The following is a 21,290-nucleotide window of genomic DNA, read 5'->3' as shown; positions in this document are numbered from 1 at the left end:
GTTGGACACGCATCTCCCATGAGTGGAGCAGCTGACGATGCCGGCCGAAGCGAGGGAGAGCGAAAAGACGGCGGCATCACACGCGCTCTCGGGCTCGGACTGATCACTGGGGCGGCTGACGACGATTGCTCGGCCATTGGCACCTATGCGAGTGCCGGAGCCCGGTTCGGGCCCGACCTTTTGTGGACGGCTCCTGTCACTCTCCCGATGATGTACATCGTCGTCTATCTCTCGTCCAAACTTGGCCAGGTGTCGGGCCGTGGTCTTTTCAAGGTCATTTCCGATTTCTATCCGCGTTGGCTGCTGTGGTCCGTGCTGGTGGGCGTGCTGATCGGCAACACGATCGAGGCAGCCGCCGACCTTGGCGCGATGTCGGCGGCTGTCGTGCTGTTCGTTCCGCTGCCTTCAAACTCGGTCGTCATCGGTGTCGCGATGATTATTCTTGCCTTGCAGATGTTCGGATCCTACAAGCTAATCCGCAACATATTCCGATGGTTGGCACTGGCCCTGCTCGCCTATGTGGTCTCCGCTGTGCTCGCCAAGCCGGATGTGGTCTCGGTGCTGCGCGGCACCTTGCTGCCGAAAATCGAGTTCAGCCGCGAATATCTGTCCATCATCGTCGCCATCATCGGCACGACGCTGTCCGCCTATCTCTACACCTGGCAGTCCAATCAGGAGGTGGAGGAGGAGATCGCCAAGGGCAGGACGAGCCTCGAAGAGCGCAAGGGAGCCACCGAGGGTGAACTCCGCCGGTCCCGGCGCGATATCCTGATCGGCATGATCTTTTCCAACCTGATCATGTATTTCATCATCCTTTCGACCGGATCGACGCTGTACGAGGCGGGGCATACCCAGATCGAAACGGCAGCGCAGGCGGCCGAAGCGCTGCGGCCGCTTGCGGGCGACGCGGCCGGAATTCTCTTTGCGGCCGGGGTGATCGGCGTCGGCTTCCTGGCGGTGCCGGTCATGACGGCCGGCGCCGCTTTCGATTTCGCGCAGGCCATGGGGTGGAAGAATGGCTTGAACGCCAAGCCCCGGCATGCGCCCAAATTCTACATCGCGACGGGAGTGATCACCCTGGTGGCGGTGGGTCTCAATTTCTTTGGCTTCAACCCGATGAAAGCCTTGGTCTGGTCCGGCATCGTGCAGGGTTTTTCGACGCCACCTCTGCTGCTTCTCATGCTCATCATGACCAACAATCGCAAGATCATGGGCGACAAGGTCAACAGCAGGGCCACCAACATTCTGGGCGGCGTGACGACCATAGCGGTCTTTGCGGCGTCCGCGGGACTGGTGGCGACCTGGTTCATGTAGTTCGCCGGCGCGGAAGGACGTTCAGGCGCAGTGGAACATCCACGGTCAACTCTCGTTGAAATGCGTGTGAGAGAAAGGGCTGTCCATGTCAAAGCTCCAAGCCGCCACTCAAGAGCATCTAGAGCAACTGAGACTCGAGGCTTCGGCTCGTTTCGCCCCGATGATGCTGCATGAGGCATTGTTGCGTCTTTCCCGGGCCTGCGGGGGTGATAGCCTTGCCCGGTTCGAGAAAGCCATGGTCGATCAGATCGAGGCGACCAAGGACGATCGAGCCGATTTCGAGGCAATCAAGGAATTCGCGATCGAACAGCTTTATGCCTGGATCAGGAACGCGAACGAATCGCCGGATAAGAAGCAACCGCTGGAAAAGATAGAGGACCGCAGAACCCCCGGCCGCTCGGAAGAGCCGCAAACGCTGGAGGATCAGCTGCAGGCCGGTCTGGAAGATTCCTTTCCCGCAAGCGACCCGCCAGCAGTGGTGTCCACCTCCATTCCAGGCGGAGCCAAGAAGCTGGTCGGAACCGACGAAGTGCTGAGAAAACAGCGGGAGGCCAAGGAGCAAGACCGCCCCTAGCCCGCACCGACTGGAATCCCGCTGGCCGAACCGCCGCTCACGGACGGGAATCCGTGCCGGTCGATAGCGTCACAGCTTGACGGCCGCTTCCCGGGCCCACAGCCGCAGCTCGCGGCAAGCCTGCACGAATGTGTTGGCGGAGGCTGCGGAGTCCAGCCGCATCAATCCCTCATCGGCATCGGCTGCGACGCCTGCCTTGGCCAGGAGAGGCGCGGCTCCCGGTGTGAAGCCGATGAATTTGCAATGCGCAAAGGCATCCGACACGAAGTCCTTCGCGGCTGCCTCCTTGACCAGCAACTCGGCGCCCGGCTCGGACAGGAGCAGTACCACGGCGTCGAACAGGACCGACGGACCGCCGTCGATCATGTGTCTGGCTTCGATGTGGGTGCCGTCTGCGGCCTCGACGCCGCCCACCTTGGGCGCTATCACCTCCATGACCGCGCCTTCCGTTTCGATGGCCGAGCGAAGTTGTTCGAAAAGGGCCGTGTCGGCCCCGTCGCTCAGCAAGACGCCGACCTTGCGGCCTTTGAAACTGTCGGGGCCGTTCTCGATAATGCTGAGAGCCGGAGACGGCGGCAGGTCGTCGCGCGGCGGGACGGCGGCCTCGGCGGGGTCGGGCATGTTTCGAATGCCAAGCTTGTCGGCGACTTGAGTCGCCAGCGTTTCGTCTATGTTCAGCAGATGCGCCACCATGCGTTCGCGGATCGCCGGTGCCTGCACCTTGCTCAATTCGAATGTCAGCGCCGTGGCGATATGGCGTTGCTCCGGCGCTGTCTGGCTGTTGAAGAATTGCCGCGCCTGGCTGTAGTGGTCGGCGAAGCTCTCCGCCCGCAGACGCACCTTCTGCCCCTCTTCGGCGTCGGCGAAAGAGCGGAAGCCGCGTTGCGGATCCTCGCGGGGACCCGAGCCCCACGAATTCGGCTCATAGTTGGCGCGGCCGACCGGGTTGTGCATGGCCATGTGCCCGTCCTGCTGAAAATGTGCGAAGGGGCATTTCGGAGCGTTGATCGGAATATGGGTGAAGTTCGGGCTGCCCAGCCGCTTCAACTGGGTGTCGAGGTAGGAGAAGTTGCGGCCCTGCAGAAGCGGGTCGTTGGAGAAGTCGATCCCGGGCGGCACGTTCTGGGTCATGAATGCAACCTGCTCGGTCTCGGCGAAGAAATTCTCCGGCATGCGGTCGAGCACCAGCCGCCCGACCGGGATTGGCTCGATGATCTCTTCAGGGATGATCTTCGTGGCGTCCAAGATGTCGAAGTCGAAGCTGTCGGCAAAATCCTGGTCGAACAATTGCACCGTCAGCTCCCATTCCGGGAAGTTTCCTGACTGGATCGCTTCCCACAGGTCGCGGCGGTGGAAGTCGGGATCGGCGCCATTGATCTTGACCGCTTCGTTCCAGATCACCGACTGCATGCCGAGTTTCGGCTTCCAGATGAATTTGACGAATGTGGATTCGTCGTCGGCATTGACGAGGCGGAACGTATGGACGCCAAAGCCTTGCATGAAACGGAAGGAGCGCGGTATCGCTCGATCCGACATGATCCACATGACCATGTGCATCGATTCCGGCATCAGGCTGATGAAATCCCAGAAATTGTCATGTGCGGTCTGGGCCTGCGGGAAAGCCCGGTCTGGCTCCTGCTTGGCAGCATGGATGAGGTCCGGAAATTTGATGGCGTCCTGGATGAAGAACACGGGAATATTGTTGCCGACGAGGTCCCAATTGCCTTCTTTGGTATAGAGCTTGACGGCAAAGCCGCGCACGTCTCGGGCGAGGTCGAACGAGCCCTTGTTGCCGGCAACTGTCGAGAACCGCACGAAGGCAGGCGTCTTTTCGCCGGCGCGCTGGAAAATGTCGGCACGCGTGTATTTGGCCAGCGATTCGTAGGTCTCGAAATAGCCATGAGCGCCGTAACCGCGGGCATGCACCACCCTTTCCGGGATGCGTTCGTGATCGAAGTGGAAGATCTTGTCGCGAAAGTGGGAGTCCTCGATCAGAGACGGTCCGCGCTCGCCAATCCGCAATGTGTTCTGGTCGTCGGAGACAGGCGTTCCCAGGGCAGTCGTGAGAACAGGCGTGTCGGCTTCCGCGATCTGGTGCAATTCGCCGCCATTTCCGCGCGCGGCATTCTGATCGTGCATACGCGCCGATTTGGGAGCTGAACGGTGTGCGGATTTGGCCATGATTTTTTCCTCGATTGACGCCCGTGGGCTGACTTGGCTCAAGGCGCCGAACTGCCGGTGCATGGCTTTGTTCCCGCACAACGGCGCGTCGCGCCTATCCTAAGCCAGCGCGAACACGCTGGTGGACGGCGCGCAAGGGGGGCGCGGCCGCAGCAGGATCGTTCGGCCGCATCAGAATTTTCTGGAGAGTTGTCTTCAACGCCCGGAACGATACAAACGTCCATGCATTTAGCTGGGGTCTGCATTCATACTTCTTTCTGGGAGCTGGACCATTGTCAGGCGAAGGCTATCTTTTGGCCGACCAGGAAACCCATGAAGTTTCCATCGTTGACCTGATACCCGCGCTACGGGCTTTCGCGCGCACCTTCTGCCGTATCCCCGACGATGCCGACGATCTGGTGCAGGAGACGTTGACGAAGGGCCTTGCCAACATCGACAAGTTCGAACCCGGCACGCGCATGAAGTCGTGGCTCTTCACCATCATGCGCAACACCTACTACACCCGGGTCAAGGTCGCGGCCAGGGAAGCGCCTGGCCTGCTCGACTGCGCGTCCTCGAGGCCGATTTCGGAAGCCACACAGGAATGGACCGTTCAGAGCAAGGAAGTTCACGGCGCCATCCAGAGGCTCCCTGAACACCAGCGCGAGGTGCTGATGCTGATCGGCGTCCTAGGTGTCAGCTATGAGGAGACGGCCGAGATATGTGGCTGTGCGGTGGGAACGGTCAAAAGCCGGCTCAACCGTGCCCGCGCCGCCGTTCTTGAGTTCCTGGGGGAGAGTTCGCTGCAGACGCTGATGGAAAGACGAAATCATCTGTCGGACGGGCAGATCGATATCGATGCCGACAGCCGCAGATAGTCAGTTCTTTATGTCGCGCCGGCGTTTCGCAAGGAGCGCGTTTTGCAGTTCGATCGCCAGTCTGGTCAAGCGATCAGGAACCTTTTCCTGCTCGATCGCGATCAGCAGAGAGGCAATCTCCTGATCCATCGCCATTCCTGCGCGCGGGTCCATTCTATCATCGCTCGAACGAGACATCGTATTCCCTGGCTGGATGGATGGCAGTCCGTCATCCTATTGTGATGACAAGCAACCGCCATTACAAGGAGATGCCCGGTGCCGAAACCGTTGCCGGCAGCCCTTGCACAGGTTTTTCTTCCACTCTCGATTGCCGAGGTCACAGATCCACTGCGGCGCTTTCAGTCCTTCGGCAATCGATTTGCGGCATGATCCTGATATTGATCGGACTTGATCTGATTGCCGTCCAGGCCGCGTTCCTCGCTGTGCTGCTTCTTGTCCCTGTTGGATAAAACGGCATTCTCTTCGATCTTGTCCTTGGCCAGTTCGGTCATTGCTCCGGCGCCGGCCCCTTTGCCGTGGCTGCCACGGCCGATATGTTTCTTGCTGCCGGATGCCATGCTGTCCTCCTTCGAATTGGCGCCGCTCTTCAGCGTCGCTGTGTTCGACGCCCGAACTGGCATTGGCTGGTAATGTTCCGTCACGCCGGCAAGCAGGAAGGCGTCGCCGTCCCACAGCCGAAACGCTTTTTCGCCATCGATGACGACCTGCAATCCGTGACGTTGCGCCAGGCGACGTATATCGGAGCGGTCCAAAAACAGTGATTCGCGATATGAGTAGTTCAGCAAGGCCAGCCTGCCCGGCCTTTTGAGGACGCGCGCAATTTCGCCGAAATGCCGCTCCGCCACGCCGGCTAGCACCAGATAGGGGAAACTGTCGACCGCCAGAACGCAGTCGAAACTCGCGTCGCCGAACTCCGCCAGATCCAGGCCTGAGGTCCGCCGCAACTCTACATTGCCAAGCGCTGCGCATTGCTCACGGGCGATCGAGACCATCCTCGACGATATGTCGATACCGACGACCCGCCCACAGGATGCCGACAGCGCGCGTTCGAAACGCCCGATGCCGCAACCGATGTCCAGAATGCTGCGTCCAGCACCGGTGAAGTCTTGCGCTGTCAGCCATGCAACGATTTCGTCGGTCGTGGCTGCCAGCCTTTCCTCATCGCCAAGGGAAGCCAACTGGACACTCGCCACCCGGGAAATCGCTGCCGCGGCATCAAAGCCCGAGGCCAGCCGCGTCACGACATCTGCATCCGTCTCGTCGTCGTCGCGTTCGTGACGAACGGCAGAACCCGTTTTCTGCAACGTGGCAAAAACCTCCGATCCGCGGCGAAGCAGCCCGGCTATCTGCTGGAGCCTTTCCCTGTCTCGAGTATCGACCGGATCGATCTCCGCCACGATCTCCGCCAATTCGACTGCCCCGATGCCTGGGTGGAGATGCAGCGCCAGCCTGGCGATGACGGCCTCGGCACTGACAGCGTCCGCCATACAGCCCTCGACCGCCAGCCTGACCGCTATCCGGCGGCGCACGGATGTTGGTTCCATCGAAACCATGGTCTCATTTCCGCGTCCAAGTCCTTCGCATCGTCCACCTGTCGCCAGCGCCCCAGCCATATTTGTACGGCTCCTGGCCGCGCAGGAAGTCGAACTCGCGCGCACCTTCGCGGATCGATTCGGCGATTGCGTGGCCGACCAGGATCGCGCCTGGACTTTCCTCGGCATAGGCAGGATCGAAACCGCCAAGATAGGCATAGGCACGGCCGCGATGGTGAAATCCGTAGTAGACGCCGATTGGCTTGCCGTCGATGGCGAGCACCCAGCATCGGGTCAGGTCTCGAGCGTCGAGCAGGGGAAGCGAGCACCTGTGGAATTGCTCGACGGCGGGGTCGGCCAGCACGCCGCCTCCGTTTCCGGCCCAGCGCGCCCCGTGCAGGCCTATCAGGTGGTCGAGGAACAGTTGAGGATCGCCTCGTGCCGGCGACAACTCGACCCGGCCGCGTCTGGATGCGGCGCGGCGCGCCCGGCGCAACTGGCGTCTGCGCCGGGCAGGGACGCAGCCCGCCAGCGTTTCATCGCCGTCGGTGGCAAGCACGGGACAAACGGCGTGGCCGACCAGTCCATCGGCTTTCAATTCGGGATGTTCGATCGCCAGACCGGCACTGCCTTGCGGCAGATCCGGCAGGATCCACTGCGACCACTCGATCGAGAGTATCTTCTCTGCAAGGGCAGCGGCGACCTGGGCCTCGCTGCCGGGCACACACAGCACGTCCAGATAGTCGCTGAGGGAAATGCCGATCGGAAGCAGTTTCGAGCCTTCCGTGCCATGTTCGAGATAGAGCGGCGCCAGGCCCACCAGATCGTTGCCGCGCCAGATGGCGACCGTCGCCAGCTCCCCCGGAGCGAATGTGCGCCACCACGGCAGCAGCCAGGCGGGACATTGAAAGGGCGTCGCCGACGAACTCTGCTCCCACAGGTTCCACCAGTGCGGCGCCAGTGCATGCAATTGCTCTGGATCGCCGATGATCTCGCTGCGCAGCATCTGCTCTTTCACCGCACCGCGGCGAGACGCCTGCGGTCGGCGCCGAGCCGGGCCAGCGCCAGATAGGCGCTCATGTAGGACGAGACCATGCGCTCGAGCGAAAACCGCCGGCGCGCCTCGCTTCGGCACGTCTCGGCATCAAGGCTGGGTGCCGCGACAATTGCTTGCGCCATCTCGTCGACATTGTTGACGATAAAGCCGGTCTTGCCGTGCTCGACCACTTCGGGAAGCGCACCATTTGGAAAGGCGATCACCGGTGTGCCGCAGGCGAGTGCTTCCATCGCGACCAGCGAACTGGTCTCGGCGGCGAGGCTCGGAACGACCAGGCAGCGTGCTGCATTGAGCAAGCGCCGCTTGGCGGCGAAGCCGAGCGGACCGAGGAAGCAGCGCCGACGATCGAGGCGAGGTTCGACCTCATCGCGAAAGTACTGGGTATGCGTCTCGTAAGGATAGACCCGCCCGCCGATGACCAGCGGCACATCAGCCTGCCTGGCGGCATCCAATGCCAGGTGTATGCCCTTTTCCGGGCAGATGCGGCTGAGCACGACGGCGAAGTCGCCCCTGGGCCGCGGCTGGTTCAGCGCGTCGATATCGACACCATTCGGGATCGGGGCAACCAAGCTTGCGTCCGGCGGTGCGGTTCTTTGCTGGGCTGACGAGACGGCGTGAAGCCAGAGATCGTCGCGCCCTGGGCGCAGCGCCCCGGCCGGGTACCAGTCGAGCGGCAGGTGAAGCGTCACCAGGGTCGGACCGTCGGCAGGCAGGTAGGCGTCGAAGTCGATGCCATGCAGGTGAACCACGTCGATCGGCCATTGGGCGCGGGCAGCGGCGATCGCGGCGCGATGGGACTCCTGTGCCCGGTTTTTTGCTGACTGGTCGAGCACGCCGGCTTCGGCGGGCGTTTCCACCAGAATGCCGCTTGCACTGGAACCCTGGCAGCCGATGACGATGGACCGGTGACCGGCGCGGGTCAGGGCCTGATCGAGCATTGACAGCACCTGCTCGGCGCCGCCAACGGCGTTCGGTCCCACCGGCGCGAGAGGATAGGCAACATTGAGCACTGTGAGCGTCATGGCTGGTCGAGCCGGAGCGCCTCGTGAGCACGGGCGCTTGCATGCAGCCAGGTGCCGGGCTCGAAACCCAGCGGCAGCGATTCATAGTAGAGCCTGCCATCGTTGGGCAGCTTCAGGAAATCATAGGTCGGCGCCAGCCGGAAACGCTCGGTGTGGGTCGAGAACGGCGCCAGCGTCCGCTGCTGCGTCAGGTGGCTGGCCAGCATGCGCTGCTTTTGCTGAAAGGCCGCTTCGGTCAGGCAGACCTCTATGCAATCACTGCCGGTGCCGCTGGCGAAATCCTGAAATACCGGGCCGTCCGGGCCAGCCGAATAAAAGGCCATTTCGATGATGGTGGGCACGGGCCGGCGGTCACGGCGCAGAAGATGGCAGGCCGCGTGAACGGCAAAAGCGGTCGCGTCGTGGTCGGGATGGCCTCCCTCGAAAGGATGTGTGCAGACGAAGCGGATGTCGGGTTCGCAAACAAGGCAGGCGAGTTCCTGCGCGAGCGCCACGAGATTCGCCGCAGCCTCCTTGTCGGGATAGCCAAGAGCGGTCAGGCCCGATGGCGATATGCCGGCCGCGGCCAAGGCTTCCGTCAGTTCCGCACGGCGGGCATCGGCATAGTCCTGCCATGTCTCGAAACCATGCGCTTGCGCGTCGGCAAGATCGCGTGGTGCCCCGTCCGTGACATGGACGATGCGGCATGACCGCAGTCCGGCAAGATGCCCGCCGATGCCGATTGTCTCGTCGTCCGGATGCGCGACGACGACCATGATGGCGGAGCCATGTGCTGCGTCACTGCCCGTCAACAGGGCCGCGAATTCGCCCAGGGTTGCCGACGGTTGATGCATGGGAGCCTCACGCTGCCGAGGCTCGCCGCTTCGACGTGGAAGCCACGCCGGGCGCGTAGCGGCGGATCATGGTTGCACAGAATTCGGCGAATTCCTCCGGCACCAGCGGCGGACTGGTGTGGTGAGGCATCATCCCGCGATGCTCTGGCGTGAAGCAGAAGGTGACGGTCACGTCGAAATCGGCGAGCGCTTCCATCTGTCGGTCGAACCAGTTCAATGCATTCGGCCTGAAACTGTCGGCCCAGGAAAGTCCGGTCCGCATATTGGTGACCCCGAGCCGCTTCATCCAGGCGACGGCGTCGTCCAGCCGCGGGTCCTCGAAATGAAACCACTGCACCAGCCCCATCTCGGGCGTATGGCGCAGGAATTCCTCCAGTGCCGGTTTTGGCGTGCCGTCCTGGCGCAGCAGCCCCATATGGAAGTGACGATAGTAGGAGGAGCCTTCCGCTTCGCGATGGCGCGTTGTTGCTTCCCATTCGCGCGGGAGATCATAAAGGCTGTACCACTGGATGCGCGGAGCGTTGCCGAGCAGCAATTCAGCGGTGCGCCTGAGGCCCCAGACCTGGATCTCGTCGGCGCCGAAGGTCGATACGCCAACTTCGCTGACCCAGATCGGGAGATCGGTGACGGCCGCGATCTCACCGATCTTCTGTGGCCATTCCTGGATCTGCCACAGGTTCCAGTCGAGCGGAAAGCCATGCACCGCGACGGCATCGACGTGGTCCAGCAATCCGAGTTCCTTCATGCGCGTGATGAAGCCGGGGTCGATCGGAGAGATGCCGCCGAGCACCTTGGTCAGGGCCGGGTTCTCGGACGCTATCGCATCCGCCGACAACATTGCCATGGCGGCGAAGCGGCTCCAATCGGGGTCGAGCTCGGGATCCCAATGCGATTTGTTGTTGGGCTCGTTCCAGATCATCGCGGCTTCAATCATGGATCTGTCCTTTCGACGGGTAGACGGCGCCGCCGCCGGCCGGATCGCCGGCGGAACGGCAAAAATAAACCTCCTGCTCGGGGTGCAAAAAAATCTCGAAGCCGGCGCTGCGCAACATCGCTTCGGTGCAGGCGCGGTTGGGAATCCACCAATTGGTCGGATCGTCGGCATATCGATGTTCGATGAAATGCAGTTTCGGAAATTCCGGCCGCTCGAACAGGTCGTGCGTCCAGAAATGATAATTCTGCTCAAGCGCAGGCAGATCGGCGCTGCCGCGTTGCATGGACTGGAAGATCATCAGGTCGCCGGCGACATGCCCGCGGATCAGGTCGAGCGCGAGCAGGGGATGGCGCAGGTGGTAAAGAACCCCCATGAACAGCACGATGTCGAATGTCTCGCGCAGGGCGCCGACGTCATAAACCGAAAGCTTCTGGAACTCGATGTCGCAGTCCGCGATCTCGGCGGCAAAGCGCGCCTGTGCCAGATAGGCCTCGTCGAAATCGATGCCGAGGACGCGACCGGCGCCGCGCCGTTTCATTTCGATGGAATAGAAACCGGCATTGCAGCCGATATCGAGCACGGACTTGCCGGACAGGTCGGCTGGAATGGCATAGGCGAACTTGCGCCATTTGACCAGCGGGTAGTTACCGAGAAAATGGTCCGGAGCAGTTTCGACGCCGGCCAGTTCCATGTTGTGGAACCATGGGCCGAGGGCATCGATACGGCGTTGGATTTCAGCATGGGAATGCAGCATGGCTAAGCTCCTTCGCCCGGAACGGCATGCGAATGTGCCGTAGGCGCGATCATCGTGGGCCGGTGCTGTTTGGACGCAGCATCGTCGTCGAGCAGCCGAAGGGCCGCGCGATAACCGTTGAAAGTGCCGACATCGACGTAGGCGGCCCCTGCCTTCACCCCATACGCCTGACCGCCCGCCGTCAGGTAGGCGTTGATCAACGTGCCGATATATTCGTCATAGCAATCCCGCTCGCGCCAGAGTGCCGCGAGCTGGTGCAGGACATGGCCCGGCATCTTGAACGCGCCCCATATCCAGTTCGTCGCCGCGTCCTGCCGCTTGACCTGGATTTCCCGCACCCGGCCCTCCTCGTCGAGAACCACGGCATCGAAGAATTCCGGCCGATCCACCGGGAAGAGCAGGAATGACAGCCGGTCGTCCGGCAGACGGCAGAAGCCGTCTTCGGGAAACCAGATCGTATCGGGAAGCCCGATCAACACCGTCTCGTCCGGTGCGACGAGGGGTGCTGCCCGGAAGATGGCGTCGCAAAGGCCAACAGGGTTGGGTTGTACCACGAACAGAGCGGTCGCCGCTCCGTAGCCCGCGGCATAGTATTCGAGAATGTCGGATTTACCCGATCCGATGATGAAACAGACCTTGTCGACGCCGGCGCGCACCATCCGCCGCACCAGGTACTCGCTTACGGCACATGGGCGCTCTGTCTGTCCATCGATCCGGCTCCCGACCGGCAGCAGCTCTTTCGAGAAGCCGAGTGGTTGAATGCGGCTGCCGCGTCCGGCAGCGGGCACGATGCCCAACATCAGACTGCTTCCTTCATCGGTTCGCCGGCCGACCTCTGCAAGGCTTCGTTCAGGATGCGATCCAGTTCCGCCGCGCGCCGCGTGGATGTGTGTTCGTCCAGAACCCGTTCACGCGCACGGCTTCGAATTGCATCGAGCTCGTGCGATGGCAGTTTGAGCGCCGCGATCACGTCGTCTGTGTCGTACGCCAGCAGGATCTCGCTACCGGGTTCGAAGAAACTGCTGAGGCCCGGCCAGGTGTCGGTGACGATCGGCACGCCGCATGCCGCTGCTTCGAACAGCCGGCCCGAAGGGCACCACCCCTTTTGCGCCATCGCCTCGCGCGTCACATTCAGCGTCAGGCGGGACGACGAAAAGAAGGCTGGATGATCTGCCGGCGGAAGATGCCTGACGAAGAAGATGTTGTCGCTCCACGGGAATTCCTGTGGATATTGTGCACCGCCGATGATGAAGCGGTGGTCAGGCAGGAGTGCGGCCGGACGGACCAGCAGTTTCTCGACGCCGGCCTGGCGATCTGCCGCATAGGTCCCGAGATAGGACAGATCGCCCGCAAATTCCGGCCTAGGTACTGCCGGCCGGTGTTGGTCGGGATCGACATGGCCATAGAGCGGCACCACGTGGCGTGCACCGAGGACCGACTTGAGTGCATCGATTGCCGAGCCGCCCGTGTAACTCAGGACGAGATCGAAATCGGCAAGGCCCTCGGGCCCGAAATAGGGTGGGCGTTCACCTTGATCGAGGCGCGCCAGAGTGACCGGAGTGTCCAAGTCGTAAAAGACGCGCAGCCCGCGGCATGCCTGCTGCGCCAGGCGCGAAGCGTCCACGGCGTCGGGACAGTAGGAGGTAATGATGACGACGTCGGATTGCTTGATCGTCTGCTCCGCGACCCTCCGGATGTCCTCCCAGTCGGGGTAGAGCACGATATTGCCGCCATCCAGTTGATCGAGGTCCCGCGCACCGGCATAGTAGGGGGTGTTGCGCTCGAAAAAGGTGATGGACCAGCCGTGCCGGGCCAGCGCGCGGATCAGGCCACGCCACAGGGTGGCGTGGCCGTTTCCCCATGAAGACGTGACGGTGAGACCGAAAATGACCATCTGCATCCGGCAAGTCCTCGTCAGGCAAGTTCGTTCAGACGGATGAGCTTTGCTCCCCAGTCTCCGGACACGATCGTCGTGATTGAGGCGGGGTCGATATCGAAGCGAAAACTGTCGCCGACGGGCAGACCAAGCACATGGCAGATGGCTGCCTTGATCACGTCGGCATGGCTGATCAGCGCGACGCATTGATTCTGATGCCGCTCGCGAGCCTGATCCATCAGCGAGACGATACGCTGTTGGACATCCAGCATGGTTTCGCCGCTTGGGGTGCTTGCTTCCTGCCGCCGGCTGTTCCACGCCTGCCAGCCGGCATCGCCGTTCAGCTCCTCGAACGTCTTTCCCGACCAGATGCCGAAGTCGATCTCGTCGAGTTCGGCGCAGATCGCGATTTCGCCGACATTACAGGCAGTCGCGATCGGCTTGGCGGTTTCCTGCGTGCGCTCGCGTGGGCTGCACCAGATAGCGGCAATCGGCTCGCGGGCCATGCGGCGGCCAAGATGCGCCGCCTGAGCCCTGCCGGATTCGCCAAGGCGAACTCCGCCCATCCGTCCGGCCAGATAGGAGCCGACATTGTCGTGTGCCGCGTGCCGGATCAGGAAGAAGGTCGTCGTCATTCCGCGGCATCGAGCATAGGCTCGTCCCTGCCTGTGATGAATGCGAGCGTGCGCTGCCGAGCTTCGGCATCGGTGAACTGCTCAGGCGGAGACTTCATGAAATAGCTGCACGGACCGGTCAGCGCGCCGGCGATGCCGCGGTCAAGCGCCAGCTTGGCGCAGCGCACGGCGTCGATGACCACGCCGGCCGAATTGGGCGAATCCCAGACTTCCAGCTTGAGTTCGGCGTTGAGCGGCACTCCACCGAAGGTCGTGCCTTCAACCCGGATGTAGGCCCATTTGCGATCGGTGAGCCATGGCACATGGTCACTGGGGCCGACATGAATGTTGCCCGGCTCCAGGGGAACATCGAACTGGCTGGTCACGGACTGCGTCTTCGAGATCTTCTTCGATTCCAGCCGCTCGCGTTCCAGCATGTTGAGGAAATCGGTGTTGCCGCCGAAGTTCAACTGATAAGTGCGGTCGATGCGGACGCCGCGCTCGCGGAAGAGATTGGCCAGCAACCGATGCACGATTGTCGCGCCGACCTGGCTCTTGATATCGTCGCCGACCAGCGGCAGCCCGCGTTCCTCGAAACGCAGGCGCCATTCGGGCCGTGACGCGATGAAAACCGGTATGCAGTTGACGAAGGCGCAGCCGGCCTCGAGGGCGCATTCGGCATAAAAGCGCGTCGCTTCCTCCGACCCCACCGGCAGGTACGAGACCAGCACATCGGCACCGCTGTTCCGCAGGATTTCGCTGACATTGGCAACCGGCTCCGGCGCTTCCTCGATTTCCGTGCGCAGATATTTGCCGATGCCGTCCAACGTGGGGCCACGCTCCACGCGAACCCCGGTTGCAACCGCATCGGCAAAACGGAACGTGTTGTTCGGGGCGCTGTAGATCGCATCGGCCACGTCGCACCCGACCTTGCCCTTGGCGACATCGAACGCACAGACGACCTCGATGTCGTCGACGTGGTAGCCGCCGAGATCGGTATGCATCAGCCCGGGGATCGGCTCATTGCCTTTTGCGTCTCGGTAATAGGAAAGGCCTTGCACCAGGGAGGATGCGCAATTGCCTACACCGACGATACCGACACGAACTTTCTTCGATCCCACGAAACTGCCGTCCTGTGCTGTCCAAGGTAAGTTCCTGGGCCCGAACCGTCAGCTTGCCGGAATGTTCCTTGGCATGTGGAAAAATTGCGCGCGGCAGGATGGATCAAAGCCGCGCATGCCGCGTTGGCGCACGGCGAGCTTGGAATCAATGGATGATCGTCTACGGCGACCACAAACGAACGGAAGACGCGCGACAGCTTCGCGAGGCTGCAAGCGAAATGGCTGAAAGCCTCGATTGCAGGCCCTGCGGCATTCAACGCCACGCTGCGCTGGTAGGGTTGTTCGTCAAGGTCTCGGAACTGGTCCAGGCACAGGCCGATGTCGAGTTCGAGGCCCGCGGCGGGGACACCCCTTCGCCGAGGCAGCGGCAAGGTGCCAAGCTGCTGGTCGGCCTTGCGGCGGAAGTGGCGAGGTCCTGGCGAAGCGGCTTCACAGTGACTGGCGCCGTCGATCCCGTGCTGAGGCATATGCTGGCCGCGCTCGACTGCCGGGGCAAGGTTCTTACCGGCACGGCCGAGGGATACGCCCATTATGCGCTCTATCCTGAAAGCTACCTCGGCGCGGGGCGGGCATCAGGCCTCGACGCGAATACATGCGTCATCGGCATCCGCAGCATTGGCCTCGGGCTTGCCGCCTTGGTCGCCGCGGCGATCGACGCGCCGGCACCCATCAGCGTGCGCCCGATCGGCCATCCTTTCCGCAGGTATGTCAACGCCGACCCGGAATTGATCGGCGCCTGGAGGGGCAAGCCGTCGGCTTGCTTCGCTGTCGTCGACGAGGGCCCCGGCCTGTCGGGCAGTTCGATGCACTCCGTCGTCGCATGGCTGCGGCGGCTGGGCATCGATAGGGATCGCATTCACCTGTTCCCCAGCCATTCCGGCGGCCCGGGTGCCGAAGCCTCTAAGGAGGTTCGTGAGACATGGTCGGGTTGCCGAAAACATGTGGCGCGGGCCTTCGAACGCACCTTCCCGGGCGGCGCGCAAATGCCGACGCTACGCGATTGGGTGGCGGAGGCTGCCGGCAGCCCGCAATTGGCCCTGACCGAAATATCCGCTGGAGAGTGGCGAAACCTCCACTACGCCGAGGAGAGGCTCTGGCCGCCGAGTCAACGCGGCATCGAGCGGCGAAAATTCCTGGCGTCCGCGGGACGCGATCGGTGGCTCGTCAAATTTGCCGGCCTCGGTCAAACCGGGCAGCGCAAGATGCAAACCGCGGAGATGCTGCACGAAGCCGGCTTCGGACCGCAGATCGTCGGGCTTTGTCACGGTTTTCTGGTTGAACGGTGGATCGAGGGAAAGACAATGGATCAGGCAAACCTGTCCAGAGACAGGCTTGTCGCGGAGCTCGCGCACTATCTCGCTTGGCGTGCGGCCAATCTCAGAACTCCGGAACTGGGTGCTGGATTGCCGGAACTCGCTGAGATGGCCGTCCACAATGGCGCCGAAGCCCTGGGTGAGCGGCGCGCGGCGGAGCTGCGGAACTGGTTCTCGAAGCGTGCCCATGCGCAAGCGCTGCCACGGGTCGAGATCGACGGAAGGCTTCACCCGTGGGAGTTTCTCGTTTGTGCCGACGGGACGTTGATCAAGACGGATGCCGTCGATCACTGCCGGGGACATGATTTGATCGGCTGCCAGCCCATAGAGTGGGATATTGCCGGCGCTCGCGTCGAATATGGATTTTCCGACAGCGAGCTAGCGACGTTGGTCCACCGCATGGAAGCCGGGGAGCGGCTCAATATCGATACCGGCCTCATTGACTGTCTCGAACCTTGCTACCTGGCGTTTCAACTGGGACTCTGGGACGTTGCTGCCCGATCCGAGCATGGCCCGGAGAAGCCAAGGCTGGTAGCTGCGGCAACGCGGTACAAGAAAGGGCTGCTACGCTTCCTGGAGAGGTCCGGGCCGTGACGATCAGTCCAGTCTCCGCAGCATGTCCGCTTCGCGTTCGAGAATGGTGGCCACTTCCTCGCGCTGCAGATGCGTCATCATTAGGCTGACGCAGCACTCGAGATAGGTGATGGAGGCCCGTCGCAGAAAGGCAGCCGTCTCTCTTTCCGCAATCTGCTCGATATCCTTTGCGGATCGTTTGGGTTGCACAGGTCCGTTCTCCATAGCGGGATCTCATCGTCAAACCCCGAGCTTGCCAGGATGTTCCGCGCAATCCGCAAAAGTGCGGCAGGAGGCATGACCGTGCTTGAGCGGTCATGCCGGAACACGTGGCTGCGGCGGCCTGGCCTCAGGCCGGAAGGTTCTGCAACCTGCCCGATCTTGCGTTTGTCGCAATAGCTGTCATCCGGCCGTCGATCCCGCTGGTTTCGAGATTGGAGAAGTATCCGATCGTCTGCATCAGCCCTTGCCTGAGCGGCACTTTCGGCGTCCAGCCGAGCAGCGCCTTCGCACGCGAGATGTCGGGCTGCCTCCGGCGGGGATCGTCTTGCGGCAAGGGCAGGAATTTCAGATCCGACTTGGTTCCGGTCATGTCCCTCACCATGGATGCCAGTCGCATGATGGTGAATTCTCCGGGATTGCCAAGGTTGACGGGTTTTCCGGGATTGAGATCGAGATCCATCAGGCGCATCATACCTTCGATCAGATCGGAGACGTAGCAGAAGGACCTTGTCTGCAACCCATCACCGAATATCGTCATCGAGCGCTTCTCAAGCGCCTGCATGATCAGGTTCGAGACGATGCGGCCGTCGGCGGGGTCCATCCTGGGACCGTAGGTATTGAAGATGCGAGCCACGCGAATATCGGCTTTTGCCGCTCTCAGATAATCGAAGCAAAGCGTTTCGGCGGTGCGCTTGCCTTCGTCGTAGCAGGCGCGCGGGCCGGTGAAGTTCACATGGCCAACATAGTCTTCCCGTTGCGGATGTTGTTCCGGGTCGCCATAAACTTCACTTGTCGACGCCTGCAGGAATCGCGCATTGTTGCGGGCGGCGAGTTCGAGCAGGTTGAGCGTTCCGATGACGCAGGTGCGTGTCGTGTGTATCGGATCGGCCTGGTAGCGCGGCGGCGAAGCAGCGCATGCCAGGTTGAAAACGCGATCGACCGGCTCGCCGAGGTTCAGCGGCCGGCAGATATCCTGCTCGATCAGCCGGAAGCGCGGCTGGTCCATGATCGAGACGATGTTGTCCATGCGGCCGGTAAGGAAATTGTCGACGCAGATCACACGCCAGCCGTTGCGGAACAACGTTTCGCAAAGATGCGAGCCGAGGAAACCCGCGCCACCGGCGACAAGCACTGTCTTCGCCCTTCGCGCTTTTCTTGTTTGCCGCATCGCTGTTTTCTCCTGTCTTTCAGTCATGCTGCGGTTCCGATATCGAGATCGATCATCGCCGCTCTCGGTCGTGTCAGCAGCGACACGAATTCGCGGGCCCTGGCCGCACCGGTATGTGCTGCCAGGACGAGTTCGCGCGCCCGGCCGGCCATGGCGAGCCGGGCGCGCTCGGATTCCCTGAGCAGGATATCGACGATGTCATCCGCCTTGTCGGCCGTGCGGATCGCCGAAGCAGGAAAGAAGCTGTCGAGACCCGGCCAGCGATCGCTGATAATCGGCGTGCCGCAAGCGGCAGCCTCGAAAAGCCGTACGCTGGGCGACCATCCGGCGGCGATCATCGATCTGCGCGTGACGTTCAGCGTGTAGCGCTGGCGGCTATAGAATGCGGCATGGTCGGCCGGCGGCAAATGTTCGATTCGTTCGACATTCTCAGGCCAGACGATGTCGGACGGATATTGCGAGCCGGCGACGACGAAACGGCGCTCCGGCATGCGCCGTGCGGGCTCGAGCAACAGCGCGTTGAGCGTTGCCTGCCGGTCGGTGCTGTAGGTGCCGAGATAACCGAGGTCCCAGCCGACTGGGTCGGCGGTTCGGTGATGCCGTTGCGGATCGACCGAACAGTAGAGCGGTTCGGCACGGCGCGCACCGAAATCCTGCGCCAGTCGGCCAAGCGTCGGCCCGCCGGTGAAGGAGAAATAGACATCGAAATACGGAATCTGCCGCCGACTAAGATAGTCGCATTCATCCGTCGAAAGCTTTGCCAGGGTCACCGGCGTGTCGATGTCATAAAAGCAGAGCGCCCCTTTGCAGAGCGCCACGGCAATGTCGATGACCGCGCGCCCCTCCGGAACGAAGGACCCGACGACCACGACATCGGCCTGTTGCAAGCATCGTGCCCAGTCCTGTTGCAACTCCTGCGTCGTTTCGTAGTAGCGCAGAGTGCAGAAATCGGGATCGCGCAAGTCGCGGTGATTGGCATACCACGGCACGTTGCGCTCCAGGAAGGTCACGCGGTGACCGAGTTCATGCAGGCCTTTCAGCAGGCCTCGAAATGTCGTGGCGTGGCCGTTTCCCCAGGACGAGGAGAGGGACAGGCCGAGAAAGACGATGTTGAGCCGCTTGGTCATTACGCCGCCTCCACGGTCCCGCGCTCGAAGTGCCGCCTCAAGACCGTATCGGTCACGGCCGCTCTCATGGCGTAGGTATGTTCACCGCGGACGCGGCGCAGCGCGGACGCGCCGATCGCCTTTGCCCGATTGGGGGTCAAGGTGCGCATGATTTCGGCGACATCGCCGCCGTCGCGCGCGACCAGGATCTCCTCGCCGGGTTTCAGGAACAGTTCGACGCCCAGCCACGCATCCGTGATGAGGCAGGCACCGGCGCCCGCCGCCTCGAAAACCCGGGTGGCGGGCGAAAAGCCGTTTGCGGCCATGCTGTCGCGGCTGATGTTCAACACGGCCTTCGGAGTGACGTTGAAGGCGTTGTGGTCGCGGGTGCCGACGTGGCCGAGCCAACTGACATTGGCGGGAAGCGGCTTGCCGCCCCAGCCCGATCCGCCAAGCAGAAAACGCTGCTCCTGCAAACGGCTGGCCGGATCGAGAAAAAACGCCTCGACGCGCGCCTCACGGTCCGGCAGCCGGTTTCCGAGGAAAGCGAGGTCGCAAGCAAAACGCGCCTGACTGGCGACTGGATAATGCGTTTCAGGATCGAGCGCATTGTAGATCGGCACGCATTCCTTCGCTCCCATGGCGCGATAGGCCCAGACCACGGGGTCGCCGCCGCCATAGGTCAACACAAGATCGATTTGCCGCAGCGCGGCATGCAGCGGATGGTCCGGTTCATCGCGCAATTGGCCGAGCGTCGCTGGAGCATCCACGTCCCAGAACACGACGAGCGCGTCAGGATGCGCGTGATCGAGCACGGCGCGCAGCAGCGCCTCATCCTCGAAACCGACGCCGCTCGCCTTGACGACGATATCCGCCTCGGCGGCGCACGCCGCCACCTGCATCAGCGCGTGCTGGGTCGCCTCGTACACGACGACGGCGCACCAATCCGGCGCCTCGATGTCGCGGTTGTTCCGGCGGTCATAGACGTCAGGTTCATAGAAGGTGATTTCGTAGCCGAGTTGGGAAAGCGCCTTGAGCAACCCACGGTAATAGGTAGCGGCGCCGTTCCAGTAGGACGACAACAGGCTCGATCCATAAAAAGCGATCTTCATTCAGCAGCTTCCTTTGCGGCGGTCGGATTGGTGATGTGTTGAGGTCCGCATTCGGCGAGCACGCCGAACAACTCGTCCACGCGGTGCCGGCATGTGTGCCGCAGGCGGATGGTCTCGAGACCAGACGCCGCCAGGGAGGCAGCGAAATCCGCGTCGCCGAGTACGGCCCGGAGGTGTCGCCGCATCTGGGAGCCATTGTCCGCGAACAGGAAATCGACGCCTGGCCTGAACAGTTGCTCGGTGTCGGACCACGGGGCCGAAATCAGCGGAATGCCGCAGGCGAGCGCCTCGAACACGCGGATGGTCGGAATGCCGGGCAGGCCTTCCCGATAGGGGCGGCGCGGAACATGCACCGTGACACGATGCGCTGCGAACGCCTTCGGCACGTCGGCATTGGCGATCCAGCCTTCATGGCGCAGGCCGGCGGCTGCGAGATCGGCGAGCGCCTGCCTGGGGTAGCGCACGCCATGAACGGTGGCATCGAGGCCGAGTTCGTGCACCGGCTCGATCAGAAATTCCTTGAGCTCCGCGGTACGCTCGTCGTCGCCCCAGTTTCCAATCCAGATCAGATCGGAGGTCGGGCGGATCTCAGGATGCGGTCTGAACAGGCGGTCGTCAGCCGCCTCGTGCCAGGTGAAGACGCGTTTGCCCCACCCGGCGCGCAGGTAGCTCTCGCGCAGGGCTTCGCCAAAGGCGAGGACGCCGTCGTAATGCTCCAGCCGGAGCGCCGAGATCGCCTCGGTCGCCGACACGGCGCGGTGGTGGGTGTCGTGAAACAGGAGGATAAAGTTGCCGCCGTTGGCCCTGGCGCGACCAAGGCGCGCGACGAGGTCCGGCTCGGTCCATTCATGGACGACCACCACGTCCGCATCGGCGATCCAGGCCTCGTGGTCGAAGCCGGCATCGTAGGTCACCGGCATCAGCTCGGGGAAATCGTTCCTGAAGCGCTCGATGGCGAAGGAGCCCTTCTCGGCCAGCAGATTCGAGCGGCTCCAGCCGTCCGCCGGCTCCAGCGCGATCGCCTGATGCTGGCGCGCGACCAGCTCCCGCATGACGCCGCGCAGGAAATGTGCGTTGCCGTGGTTCCAGTCGGAAACGACCGAATGGGTATAAAACAGAAAGCGCAT

21 protein-coding genes and 1 pseudogene are annotated in these 21,290 nt (G+C 62.5%); 4 read left to right on the top strand and 18 right to left on the bottom strand.

What is annotated here, in order from left to right:
• Positions 1–18 precede the first annotated feature (18 nt).
• Positions 19–1,314 (top strand): Nramp family divalent metal transporter, encoded by a 1,296-nt coding sequence (locus tag FJ490_RS21810; RefSeq protein ID WP_140663360.1) that lies wholly within the window; start codon positions 19–21, stop codon positions 1,312–1,314.
• A gap of 85 nt (positions 1,315–1,399) precedes the next feature.
• The gene (locus tag FJ490_RS21805) at positions 1,400–1,888 is read left to right on the top strand and encodes a hypothetical protein (RefSeq protein ID WP_140497376.1); all 489 of its coding nucleotides are present in this window, start codon (positions 1,400–1,402) and stop codon (positions 1,886–1,888) included.
• A 69-nt stretch (positions 1,889–1,957) separates the two neighbouring features.
• On the opposite strand, the gene FJ490_RS21800 is transcribed toward FJ490_RS21805, so the two are convergent.
• Positions 1,958–4,069, bottom strand: coding sequence for a catalase (locus tag FJ490_RS21800; protein ID WP_140729446.1), 2,112 nt, complete (start codon positions 4,067–4,069; stop codon positions 1,958–1,960).
• A gap of 293 nt (positions 4,070–4,362) precedes the next feature.
• Between FJ490_RS21800 and FJ490_RS21795 the strand changes: the two genes are divergently transcribed.
• Complete coding sequence (locus FJ490_RS21795) at positions 4,363–4,926, top strand: sigma-70 family RNA polymerase sigma factor (protein ID WP_140498076.1); 564 nt, start codon at positions 4,363–4,365, stop codon at positions 4,924–4,926.
• Here the strand turns inward: FJ490_RS21795 and FJ490_RS21790 are convergent, their stop codons facing one another.
• The 12 genes and pseudogenes from FJ490_RS21790 to FJ490_RS21740 all read right to left on the bottom strand — a co-directional run bounded on the left by FJ490_RS21790 (position 4,927) and on the right by FJ490_RS21740 (position 14,669).
• Complete coding sequence (locus tag FJ490_RS21790; RefSeq protein WP_181165412.1) at positions 4,927–5,079, bottom strand: hypothetical protein; 153 nt, start codon at positions 5,077–5,079, stop codon at positions 4,927–4,929.
• A gap of 185 nt (positions 5,080–5,264) precedes the next feature.
• Positions 5,265–5,483, bottom strand: coding sequence for a hypothetical protein (locus FJ490_RS33160; RefSeq protein ID WP_224519089.1), 219 nt, complete (start codon positions 5,481–5,483; stop codon positions 5,265–5,267).
• A gap of 213 nt (positions 5,484–5,696) precedes the next feature.
• A pseudogene (locus FJ490_RS33155) lies at positions 5,697–6,413 on the bottom strand (class I SAM-dependent methyltransferase); the annotation flags it as partial.
• Positions 6,414–6,483: 70 nt separating this feature from the next.
• Entirely contained in the window at positions 6,484–7,464 is a 981-nt protein-coding gene (locus FJ490_RS21780; protein ID WP_181165408.1) for a GNAT family N-acetyltransferase, read from the bottom strand.
• A gap of 8 nt (positions 7,465–7,472) precedes the next feature.
• Entirely contained in the window at positions 7,473–8,537 is a 1,065-nt protein-coding gene (locus FJ490_RS21775; RefSeq protein ID WP_140525135.1) for a glycosyltransferase family 4 protein, read from the bottom strand.
• Complete coding sequence (locus tag FJ490_RS21770; RefSeq protein ID WP_140525134.1) at positions 8,534–9,370, bottom strand: PIG-L family deacetylase; 837 nt, start codon at positions 9,368–9,370, stop codon at positions 8,534–8,536. The genes FJ490_RS21775 and FJ490_RS21770 overlap by 4 nt, the downstream gene beginning before the upstream one ends.
• Before the next feature lie 7 nt (positions 9,371–9,377).
• Entirely contained in the window at positions 9,378–10,304 is a 927-nt protein-coding gene (locus FJ490_RS21765) for a beta-xylosidase (protein ID WP_140729449.1), read from the bottom strand.
• Positions 10,297–11,058 carry a TIGR04290 family methyltransferase gene (locus FJ490_RS21760; RefSeq protein WP_140497392.1) on the bottom strand — a complete coding sequence of 254 codons (762 nt, stop codon included), beginning with the start codon at positions 11,056–11,058 and terminating at the stop codon, positions 10,297–10,299. The genes FJ490_RS21765 and FJ490_RS21760 overlap by 8 nt, the downstream gene beginning before the upstream one ends.
• Positions 11,059–11,060: 2 nt before the next feature.
• On the bottom strand, positions 11,061–11,858 hold the full coding sequence (locus FJ490_RS21755) for a sugar phosphate nucleotidyltransferase (RefSeq protein WP_140497394.1): 798 nt from the start codon (positions 11,856–11,858) through the stop codon (positions 11,061–11,063).
• Complete coding sequence (locus FJ490_RS21750) at positions 11,858–12,958, bottom strand: glycosyltransferase (RefSeq protein WP_140497396.1); 1,101 nt, start codon at positions 12,956–12,958, stop codon at positions 11,858–11,860. The genes FJ490_RS21755 and FJ490_RS21750 overlap by 1 nt, the downstream gene beginning before the upstream one ends.
• A gap of 14 nt (positions 12,959–12,972) precedes the next feature.
• A complete protein-coding gene (locus tag FJ490_RS21745; RefSeq protein ID WP_140515201.1) occupies positions 12,973–13,569 on the bottom strand; it encodes a histidine phosphatase family protein in 597 nt (198 codons plus the stop codon).
• Complete coding sequence (locus tag FJ490_RS21740; RefSeq protein WP_140564421.1) at positions 13,566–14,669, bottom strand: inositol-3-phosphate synthase; 1,104 nt, start codon at positions 14,667–14,669, stop codon at positions 13,566–13,568. Before FJ490_RS21740 ends, FJ490_RS21745 begins: the two co-directional genes overlap by 4 nt.
• 152 nt (positions 14,670–14,821) lie before the next feature.
• Here FJ490_RS21740 and FJ490_RS21735 point away from each other — a divergent pair, with 152 nt between their 5' ends.
• Positions 14,822–16,576, top strand: a complete 1,755-nt coding sequence (locus FJ490_RS21735) for a hypothetical protein (protein WP_140729450.1) — start codon at positions 14,822–14,824, stop codon at positions 16,574–16,576.
• A gap of 3 nt (positions 16,577–16,579) precedes the next feature.
• Here the strand turns inward: FJ490_RS21735 and FJ490_RS21730 are convergent, their stop codons facing one another.
• The 5 genes from FJ490_RS21730 to FJ490_RS21710 form a co-directional block, all read right to left on the bottom strand.
• Complete coding sequence (locus tag FJ490_RS21730) at positions 16,580–16,765, bottom strand: hypothetical protein (RefSeq protein ID WP_140497402.1); 186 nt, start codon at positions 16,763–16,765, stop codon at positions 16,580–16,582.
• A gap of 139 nt (positions 16,766–16,904) precedes the next feature.
• Positions 16,905–17,945 carry a UDP-glucuronic acid decarboxylase family protein gene (locus FJ490_RS21725; protein WP_140628901.1) on the bottom strand — a complete coding sequence of 347 codons (1,041 nt, stop codon included), beginning with the start codon at positions 17,943–17,945 and terminating at the stop codon, positions 16,905–16,907.
• 23 nt (positions 17,946–17,968) lie between these two features.
• Entirely contained in the window at positions 17,969–19,072 is a 1,104-nt protein-coding gene (locus tag FJ490_RS21720) for a glycosyltransferase (RefSeq protein ID WP_140497406.1), read from the bottom strand.
• The gene (locus FJ490_RS21715) at positions 19,072–20,163 is read right to left on the bottom strand and encodes a glycosyltransferase (RefSeq protein WP_140729451.1); all 1,092 of its coding nucleotides are present in this window, start codon (positions 20,161–20,163) and stop codon (positions 19,072–19,074) included. The genes FJ490_RS21720 and FJ490_RS21715 overlap by 1 nt, the downstream gene beginning before the upstream one ends.
• Positions 20,160–21,290: a glycosyltransferase gene (locus FJ490_RS21710; protein WP_140555677.1), complete on the bottom strand. Its 1,131-nt coding sequence runs from the start codon at positions 21,288–21,290 to the stop codon at positions 20,160–20,162. Before FJ490_RS21710 ends, FJ490_RS21715 begins: the two co-directional genes overlap by 4 nt.

The sequence above is a fragment of the Mesorhizobium sp. B2-5-11 genome, assembly GCF_006440835.1.
Lineage (GTDB): Bacteria > Pseudomonadota > Alphaproteobacteria > Rhizobiales > Rhizobiaceae > Mesorhizobium.
The sequence above is the reverse complement of the archived record's forward strand: the minus strand, read 5'-3'. Positions and strand labels throughout refer to the sequence as shown.